The organism is uncultured Pseudoalteromonas sp. (assembly GCF_963922945.1).
In the GTDB taxonomy this organism is placed as follows: domain Bacteria; phylum Pseudomonadota; class Gammaproteobacteria; order Enterobacterales; family Alteromonadaceae; genus Pseudoalteromonas.
Window position 1 is genome coordinate 1 of sequence record NZ_CAWUKC010000116.1, and the last position, 8,836, is coordinate 8,836.

9 protein-coding genes are annotated in these 8,836 nt (G+C 42.0%); all 9 read left to right on the forward strand.

Translation table 11 applies throughout. The features are described from left to right. Positions 1-126: 126 nt before the first annotated feature. The 9 genes from AABI99_RS16835 to AABI99_RS16875 all read left to right on the forward strand — a co-directional run bounded on the left by AABI99_RS16835 (position 127) and on the right by AABI99_RS16875 (position 8,478). A complete protein-coding gene (locus AABI99_RS16835; protein ID WP_338367251.1) occupies positions 127-255 on the forward strand; it encodes a hypothetical protein in 129 nt (42 codons plus the stop codon). A 100-nt stretch (positions 256-355) separates the two neighbouring features. Beyond that, the gene (locus AABI99_RS16840) at positions 356-1,183 is read left to right on the forward strand and encodes a DUF692 domain-containing protein (protein ID WP_338367261.1); all 828 of its coding nucleotides are present in this window, start codon (positions 356-358) and stop codon (positions 1,181-1,183) included. Positions 1,184-1,193: 10 nt separating this feature from the next. Beyond that, on the forward strand, positions 1,194-1,946 hold the full coding sequence (locus AABI99_RS16845; protein ID WP_338367253.1) for a putative DNA-binding domain-containing protein: 753 nt from the start codon (positions 1,194-1,196) through the stop codon (positions 1,944-1,946). Positions 1,947-2,017: 71 nt separating this feature from the next. Continuing rightward, a complete protein-coding gene (locus AABI99_RS16850) occupies positions 2,018-2,140 on the forward strand; it encodes a hypothetical protein (protein ID WP_338367255.1) in 123 nt (40 codons plus the stop codon). A 172-nt stretch (positions 2,141-2,312) separates the two neighbouring features. Beyond that, a complete protein-coding gene (gene apt, locus AABI99_RS16855; protein ID WP_338367256.1) occupies positions 2,313-2,858 on the forward strand; it encodes an adenine phosphoribosyltransferase in 546 nt (181 codons plus the stop codon). 3 nt (positions 2,859-2,861) lie between these two features. Beyond that, complete coding sequence (gene dnaX / locus AABI99_RS16860) at positions 2,862-5,306, forward strand: DNA polymerase III subunit gamma/tau (protein WP_338367257.1); 2,445 nt, start codon at positions 2,862-2,864, stop codon at positions 5,304-5,306. A 59-nt stretch (positions 5,307-5,365) separates the two neighbouring features. Beyond that, positions 5,366-5,692, forward strand: a complete 327-nt coding sequence (locus tag AABI99_RS16865) for a YbaB/EbfC family nucleoid-associated protein (RefSeq protein WP_055015242.1) — start codon at positions 5,366-5,368, stop codon at positions 5,690-5,692. Positions 5,693-5,697: 5 nt separating this feature from the next. Further along, positions 5,698-6,306: a recombination mediator RecR gene (gene recR / locus AABI99_RS16870; RefSeq protein WP_338367258.1), complete on the forward strand. Its 609-nt coding sequence runs from the start codon at positions 5,698-5,700 to the stop codon at positions 6,304-6,306. 267 nt (positions 6,307-6,573) lie between these two features. Beyond that, complete coding sequence (locus AABI99_RS16875) at positions 6,574-8,478, forward strand: MFS transporter (RefSeq protein ID WP_338367260.1); 1,905 nt, start codon at positions 6,574-6,576, stop codon at positions 8,476-8,478. Positions 8,479-8,836 lie beyond the last annotated feature (358 nt).

An 8,836-nucleotide genomic window follows, 5' to 3' on the forward strand; every position in this document is an offset into this window, starting at 1 on the left:
CCCCCCCCCCCCCCCCCCCCCCCCCACCCTTTTTTTTTAAATGATACTCAGACCACCTCTTCGTAGAATGTATAAGAGTCTGATACGCTAAAGGTATATAATAAGTTAATTGCGGTGAAGGAAAATGTGGCGGCGATGCAAAAAGTAAAAAAGAAGGGAAGTGTGGCGAAGGTAAATGCGGTGGTCATGCAAAAGATAAAAAAGAAGGCAAATGCGGTGAAGGCAAGTGTGGTGGCCAATAACATGCTAACTTAAGTACCTAATTTCCTCAGGTGTACGTTATGATAAAAGGGCCTTTTGGCCTTTTTTGTTTAAGGAGAAAAGAATGAAAGCAGCACAAAAATCGGCGTTTGGTATGGTCGGTTTAGGCCTTCGTCGAGAAATGCTCGATGAGTTACTTGAGCATACGCCAAAGCAAATTGATTTTATGGAAGTGGCGCCCGAGAACTGGCTTAAACTCGGTGGGCGATTTAAAAAACAATTTAAAACATTAACTGATACTAACAATTTTGTTTGCCACGGTTTATCGCTTTCTATTGGCTCGCCAGAGCCTCTTGATACTGAATTTGTAAAATCACTAAAAACGTTTTTTGATCAGCACAACATCAAGTTATTTAGTGAGCATTTGAGTTACTGCTCTGGTAAAGGGCACATGTACGACTTAATGCCAATTCCTTTTACTGAAGAAGCTATTGCGCATGTCGTACCACGGATCAGGCAAGTACAAGATATTTTAGAGCGCCATATAGCTATCGAAAATGTATCCTATTATGCCGCCCCTGGACAAGAATTATCAGAGCTGGAATTTACTAATACGATTTTAGAGCAAGCCGATTGTAAGTTGTTGCTAGATGTGAATAATATTTTTGTTAATTCAGTTAACCATGGTTACAACGCTGAAGCGTTTTTAACAGGATTACCCTCAGAGCGGATTGCATATGGGCATGTAGCGGGGCACTACAACGAAGCGGATGATTTAATCGTCGATACGCATGGTGCTGATGTTATTGACCCCGTTTGGAAGTTACTTGAAAAAGCGTATCAAGCCCATGGTGTGTTTCCTACTTTATTAGAACGTGACTTTAATATTCCGAGTATAAACGAGCTTATAAAAGAGCTTGATATCATCCATGAGATACAAAATAAGCAGTTATGCGCATCGCCTGCTCAGCAAACAGCATAAGGAAATAAGTATGAGCTTTATTGATACTCAAAATGAGTTTATGGCGCACATTCGGGCACCACAGAAAAATCAGAAGCCCAAAGGCATTGAAGATAGACGCATGGCCATTTACCGCGATTTATTTTTTAATAACATTGCTGGATTTTTATCATCGGGTTTTCCGGTACTCAAAACGCTCTATTCACAGGCGCAATGGGACAAATTAGTCCGGGCTTTTTTTAGTGAGCACGATTGTCAATCGCCGTATTTTTTAGATATAGCAGGGGAGTTTATTAATTACTTATCGAGCGGCTATATAATGCAAGAATACGATTACCCATTTATGCTAGAGCTGGCACATTATGAATGGATAGAGCTTGATGTTTCCGTGGCTAATGAAGATACCAGCGAGCTACGCTTAAAAAGTACTGAACTGACCAGTTCTGCACTTTACTTATCGAGTGTTGCGCGTAATTTAAGCTATCAGTATGCGGTTCAACATATCAGCACAGAGTATATACCCAGCACGCCATCTGAGCAGCCTAATTACTTTGTTGTATACCGCGATGATGACGATGACGTGCAATTTTTGGCCACAAATGCAATGACCGCTTTACTACTTTCAATAATAGAATCAAATGCGGGCATTGAGTTTGAGAGTATATGCCAGCAGGTTTTAGTTCATGCGCCTAATTTTAGTGAACAACAAATTGCGCAAGGCGCGTTAAGTACGCTTAATGCAATGTCCGAGCGCGGTATTATCGTGACAAAAAATCAACATTAAGGTCTTTATTGATTTTTTTACTTCGTCTATCATGGCAGCCTTATTTATCGTGCTTAAAAAAGGTTATACCAATGTCAGATGATAAAGACTTTAAAGATCCGTTTAACGCTACTTACTTTGTTGCTTTTTTAGCAGTTTTTGTAGGTATTGGCTGCTTAAATGCGATTTTAGGCTGGATGACAAGTCTAAGCTAACGCTCTTTGTTTTATTAAGGCTGTTATCGCTATCAGCCTTATGCTTTCTTATTTATCCCTCCCTTTTAATTATTAAATCTGCGCGCTTTAAATAACAGCAAACTCGCATTTTAACGTCAGTTAAGGTTATAATCAGCTGCTTTGAAATATAAACTATTGAGCAATTAAACTTATGACTCAAGTAACACCCGCTATTATTAAAAACAGTATCGCAACCATTGCCGATTACCCTAAACCAGGCATTATGTTTCGTGATGTAACTACACTAATGGCAAACCCAGAAGCCTTTAAAGCAACTATAGATGCTTTTATAAACGAATATAAAAACCAAGGCTTTACTAAAATTATTGGCACAGAATCTCGCGGCTTTATTTTTGGGGCTCCGTTATCTTATGCGTTAGAGATCCCATTTATTCCTGTTCGTAAGCCAGGTAAGCTGCCGCGCGAAGTGATCCGTCAAGACTACTTACTAGAATACGGTGAAGACACACTTGAGCTTCATGTTGATGCAATTGTCCCAGGCGATAAAGTTTTACTTATTGACGATTTATTAGCGACCGGCGGCACAATTGAAGCCACTGCTAAACTGGTTGAAAAGTTAGGCGGTAAAGCCACTGATGCCGCATTTGTTGTGTCATTACCAGAGCTTGGTGGTGAGCAGCGTATAGAAAAAATGGGTATTAAAATCTTAAAACTTGTTGAGTTTGAAGGCGAGTAATTGATGAGTTATCAGGTTCTAGCGAGAAAATGGCGTCCGCAAACTTTTCATGAATTGGTTGGCCAGTCTCATGTAAAGCAAGCGCTTGTTAATGCGCTTACGCAAAATAGACTGCATCACGCTTATTTATTCACTGGAACCCGTGGTGTGGGTAAAACAACCATTGCACGTATTTTTGCTAAAAGCTTAAATTGTGATGAGGGTATATCGGCATCGCCCTGTGGGCAATGTAGTAGTTGTACTGATATAGAAGCAGGGCGATACATTGACTTACTTGAAATTGATGCCGCTTCTCGCACCAAAGTTGAAGATACTCGTGAGATTCTTGATAACGTTCAATATGCACCCACCCGCGGACGTTATAAAGTTTACCTAATAGATGAAGTGCACATGCTCTCTAAGCATAGCTTTAACGCGTTATTAAAAACGTTAGAAGAGCCGCCTGAGCATGTGAAATTTTTACTGGCAACCACCGATCCACAAAAGCTTCCCGTCACTATTTTATCGCGCTGCTTACAGTTTAATTTAAATGCGCTTTCGCAAAGTGAAATTAAGACCCAGCTTGAGCATGTACTCACAAAAGAGCAACTAAGCTTTGATAAAGAGGCGCTGAGTATTATTGCAAAAGCCGCCGATGGCAGTATGCGAGATGCATTAAGCCTAACAGATCAAGCAATTGCGCAAACCAATGGCGATATAAACAATCAAGCCGTGCAAGCTATGCTTGGTTTAATGGACACACATTACAGCCAAAGTTTGCTTGCTGCTCTGCTTGCACAAGACGGTGGTGCACTCATGGAAGAAATCGCCCAAGTTGCAAGCCGTAATCCTAATTATATTGCCTTACTTGATGATTTAATTTCATTAACTCACCTTATTCAATTAGCTCAACTTGTCCCACAAGCAGCGCAGCTTGATGACAAAAACGTTGATTATATTAGCCATGTTGCACAGCATACTCATGCGCAGCAAATACAAGTGTATTATCAATTATTGTTAAACGGTAAAAAAGACCTGCAATGGGCGCCAGAGCCTCGTTTAGGCTTTGAAATGATAATGCTACGTTTGTTAGCATTTGAGTCTGCAGATACAATGTCTGCTCAGGCACTTCCTGATCCTAGTGCCAAAGCAAATGCAGCAACGCCTACCTCTACTAGTAGTAAAGGTCGCGCCGATGCGTTGCGAGATATATTAAATAAAAATAAAACAGTATCGCAAGACAAAATCTCAGCCCCGCAAGCAGTGGCTGATCAAAGTCAAAAAATTGATGAGCCAGCAGAGCAATCGTCCCCAGAGCCACTAACAGGTTCACCAAGTGAGCAACCTAGTAACAGCACACCTCCTGTGGCTCAGAGCAATCAGAACGAAGTGCCGAGCCATGTGCAACAAAATGAACACATTGCTAAGAGTGACGAGGCTGCTGAGCGCCAAAGTGAAGACGATGCCTATCTGCAACACAGTAATATGGAGCAAAGTTTAGCTGCACAATTTGATGAGGTTATGAGCAGTGCTGTAGATCAAGGTTATAACCCTCCACCAACAGCGCAACATACACAACCTGCACCAGAAAACACTGATATTAACGATAGCAGTGTGCGTGAACAAGAAGCCCAAGCTCAATCGGCAATAGCTAGAATTTTACGTGATAGAAATATATCGGGGGCAGGCAGGCTTTCAGGGGGAAGTGTAAATACCACTGAGCATGCGCAAACACCAAAAGCGCCTGCTCAAGCAGCGCCATTCATTGAAAAAACGCCACACAATACACGCTCGCAAGCGAGTGAGTCACAAAATGATTCACCGCCATGGCATGACCACGCGCAAGGTGACAGCGAAAAAAAGCCAGCGCTCCCAGTAACAGGGAGCCAAACGCCAGCTGAGCCAGTAACGCAAAGCCAGCCAGCGCGTAAGGTTGATTTTAAAGAAAAGCATCAAACAATTACTGAAAACTTAGCCCCTGAGCTGATTGAGCAAATTAACCCACAAAAAAAGCCAGAGGTAATAGAGCAAGAGCCTGCTATACCGGTTCCAGATGATTTTCAAAGCCCAATTAGTGAGATTAAATTTGCGCATCAACAGGATGAGTGGGCGTATTTAATTAAACGTATGGGGCTTGGTGGGCGAATGCGCCAATTTGCATTACACTCGATTTTTACCAAGCAAGGCGACAATTTACATATTGACGTGGATGAATCGCAAAAGCACTTAGATACGCCCATGCTTAGGCAAAAGCTCGATGCGGCGTTATCAAGCATATATGATCATAACGTATCGCTAAGTATTAATTTTGCAAAAGGGGTGATTGACTCGCCTTATTTAATTCAGCAAAAAATAGATGCGGGGCGTCATCAGCAAGCAATTGATGTGATCACATCTGATGAAAACATAGTACAATTTCAGCAGCTATTTAGTGCCGAAATCGACGAAAACAGTATTCAGGCATTGTAATTAAATACAATCGCCCTTATCTTCATGACAATTAGAGTTTAAAAGAAAGAGAGAAAATTATGTTTAAAGGTGGAATGGGTAACATGATGAAGCAAGCGCAGCAAATGCAAGAGCGCATGCAAAAAGCCCAAGACGAAATCGCGACGATGGAAGTTGTTGGCGAAGCCGGTGCAGGCCTTGTAAAAGTAACCATGCTTGGTAATCATAATGTGCGCCGTGTTGAGCTTGATGATAGCCTGATGGAAGATGATAAAGACATGATTGAAGATTTACTCGCTGCAGCATGTAACGATGCTGTTCGCCGTGTTGCAGATGAAACGCAAGAGCGCATGAGCAAAGTGACTGGCGGTATGCAATTACCACCAGGTATGAAAATGCCGTTTTAATAATTATGCAACTTTCAGATAGTCTAACGCAGTTAATAGAAGCGCTACGTTGCCAGCCAGGTATAGGCCCTAAGTCTGCGCAGCGTATTGCGTTTCATTTATTGGAGCGCGACCGTAAAGGGGGCACACAGCTTGGTAATGCTTTGACCAAAGCAATGAGTGCGGTGGGGCATTGTCAGTCGTGTCGTACTTTTACTGAACAAGCACAATGTGACATTTGTTTAAGCGCAAAACGCCAAGACACGGGTGTGCTGTGTGTTGTTGAGTCGCCCACTGATGTGTTGGCAATAGAGCAAACAGGGCAGTATGTTGGCTTGTATTTTGTACTTATGGGGCACTTGTCACCCATTGATGGTATTGGCCCCAAAGAAATTGGTTTAGATATACTTGAACAAAAGCTTTCGCATGGCGGTATTAACGAGGTCATTTTAGCAACCAACCCCACGGTTGAGGGCGAGACCACGGCACATTATATTGCTCAGCTTTGCCATAAATATAATGTCGGTGCTTCGCGTATCGCGCATGGTATCCCTGTGGGTGGTGAGCTTGATTTAGTCGATGGCACCACGTTAATGCATGCTTTCAGTGGCCGCCGAGCGGTTACGCAAGACTAATACGACTATATGAAATCGCTTTAAAAGCCTACATAGTAAAATATGTAGGCTTTTTTGTGTTTGCTTTTTTATTACCGTATAACGTGTGTGAGTATGCCGGTAATCATATTTCATTAATAATTGAGTTAAACTTGGCGACGTTGTGGTATAAATTATTGACTAACAAAACTAACTTACGCGATAGTGACACGGCTCACGCGCCTTAAAAATATTGCTCAAGTTGATATAAGCAAACATCAGGAATTTATCTGATTAGTAAGGAGTACTATGCAAAATAATAAACACGGCAATAAAGACGGCTTGCTCAGCAGTAAGCGTTTTTTACCGCTTTTTGTAACTCAGTTTTTGTCGGCTATGAACGACAATGTGTACAAGCAATCTGTGCTTATAGTATTAGTATTTCAGGCCGCCACGCTTGGCGATGGTGCGCTGTATTCAAACCTTGCAGCGGGCTTATTTATATTACCGTTTTTTTTATTTTCAGGAATGGCGGGGCAATTAGCCGAAAGAACAGAAAAATCAAAGCTTATACGGCTTGTTAAATTTTGCGAAATACCGATTATGGTTATTGGCGCAGCCTCTATTTTTACGCAATATGTGTGGCTAATGCTGACCACCGTGTTTTTTATGGGGCTGCAAAGTACCTTTTTTGGTCCGCTTAAGTATTCAATTCTCCCGCAACACGTTGCACCTAACGAATTAACAAAAGCGAATGGCTTAGTTGAATCAGCCACGTTTGTAGCCATTTTATTAGGCACTATTTTTGGCACCTATTATATTACGCAAACATCAGGCCCAACGATAATCAGCATTGCGGTATTAGTGTTAGCTGTACTTGGCTTTTTAAGTAGCCGGTTTATTCCTATTAGTGAAGCGAACGATGCAAACTTGCGCTTTACCTATAATATTTTTTCTTCCACTAAAAATGTATTTAAAGCACTAAACGCACAAACTGAGTCAGTTGGTAAATCGGTACTGGGGATCAGTTGGTTTTGGCTTATTGGTGCGGTTATTTTAACGGCGTTACCTAATTACGTTAAACATGTTATGGGGGGCGATGAGCTTGTTGTCACCAGTGCGCTGGTGGTGTTTTCGCTAAGTATTGCCGTTGGCTCTTTGTTGTGCGAAAAGCTCTCGCGCTCACGTATTGAGCTGGGGATCGTGCCTTTCGGCGCCATTTTAATAACGTTATTTTTGTATTTGTTAAACCAAGAGCCGGCTATTGATGTATATATTACACCCTCTGAAAATTTATTAACGCTTCAACAAGTACTCAATACCGGCGATATGATCTGGCATTTTATTTGGATGGCTGGCATTGGTATAGCATCAGGCTTTTACACAGTACCACTTTATGCGTTAATTCAGCAGCGTACTGAAGAGTCAAGCCGCTCGCGGGTAATTGCCGCCAACAATGTACTCAATGCACTCTTTATGGTTGGCAGTGCTATTTTAAGTATTGTAACGCTCTCTGTTTTACAGTGGCATATCTCGTCGTTACTATTACTTTTGTCGGGGCTTAACTTACTTATTTCTATGTATATTTATACTAAAGTGCCGGAGTTTTTCTTACGCTTTGTTATCTATATTTTAGCTATATGCATGTATCGTGTGCGCACAAAAGGGCATGAAAATATTCCAAGCGAGGGCGCTGCCGTTATTGTAGCTAACCATGTGAGTTTTGTAGATTGGATGTTTATTTTAGCCACCTCGCCTAGGCCTATACGCTTTATGGTGTTTGCTCCTATTTATTATTCTCCTGCTTTACATTGGTTATTTAAAATGGCAAAAGCGATTCCAATTGATAGCGAAAAAGCCAACCCAAAGGCGTTTGCAAAAGCATTTGATGAGGTTGCCGCAGCGCTTGAACGCGGTGAGTTAGTTGGTATTTTTCCTGAAGGAAAACTTACCAGTAATGGTGAAATGGACATGTTTAGGCGCGGTATTGAGCGCATAATAGCGCGCACACCAGTGCCTGTTGTACCCGTTCACTTAGGTGGCTTGTGGGGCAGTATGTTTAGCCGTAAAGCCAAGTGGCAATTACCACGCCTTAAATGGTCATTGGTGTCGGTGAGTGTGGGAGAGCCAATCGAAGCTGAGCAGGTAAGTGCGAATTACTTACACGAACAAGTCAGCGCTTTAAAAGCCCAGTACGCTAAAAATACGCCGTAATTTAACCCTAGGGCCTGTTTATCTTTCGAGGTTGAATTTGCAGCAGTCTGTTTGGGAATTAGGCAAGGCAGAGCCTATGCAGTGTGGTTGTTCCCCATAAATAGGCGATAACGTAGCATAAATGCCAAACAGGCGCTGCCCGAAGGGTTCTGCCTAGGGGCCATTTACTCTTTGTTGCTCGGTTTTTACTTAGCCCACTAGGTTACAAACCTCGCGCCGCGATTAAATGGCCCCTAGATTGAACAAATTTTAATCCTGAAAGGTCAACAGGCCCTAGAAGCCACATTTTTATGTGGCTTTTTATTTATGTAAGCTCAAACGCTGCTTTTTTAAATTTTTCCCTTGAAGTTACTCCACC

Excerpts from the sequence above, each read along its gene's own strand:
- AABI99_RS16875 (WP_338367260.1), top strand. The coding sequence starts at position 6,574 with ATGCAAAATAATAAACACGGCAATAAAGACGGCTTGCTCAGCAGTAAG.
- AABI99_RS16845 (WP_338367253.1), top strand. The coding sequence starts at position 1,194 with ATGAGCTTTATTGATACTCAAAATGAGTTTATGGCGCACATTCGGGCA.
- AABI99_RS16865 (WP_055015242.1), top strand. The coding sequence starts at position 5,366 with ATGTTTAAAGGTGGAATGGGTAACATGATGAAGCAAGCGCAGCAAATG.
- apt (WP_338367256.1), top strand. The coding sequence starts at position 2,313 with ATGACTCAAGTAACACCCGCTATTATTAAAAACAGTATCGCAACCATT.
- AABI99_RS16850 (WP_338367255.1), top strand. The coding sequence starts at position 2,018 with ATGTCAGATGATAAAGACTTTAAAGATCCGTTTAACGCTACTTACTTT.
- AABI99_RS16840 (WP_338367261.1), top strand. The coding sequence starts at position 356 with ATGGTCGGTTTAGGCCTTCGTCGAGAAATGCTCGATGAGTTACTTGAG.
- recR (WP_338367258.1), top strand. The coding sequence starts at position 5,698 with ATGCAACTTTCAGATAGTCTAACGCAGTTAATAGAAGCGCTACGTTGC.
- dnaX (WP_338367257.1), top strand. The coding sequence starts at position 2,862 with ATGAGTTATCAGGTTCTAGCGAGAAAATGGCGTCCGCAAACTTTTCAT.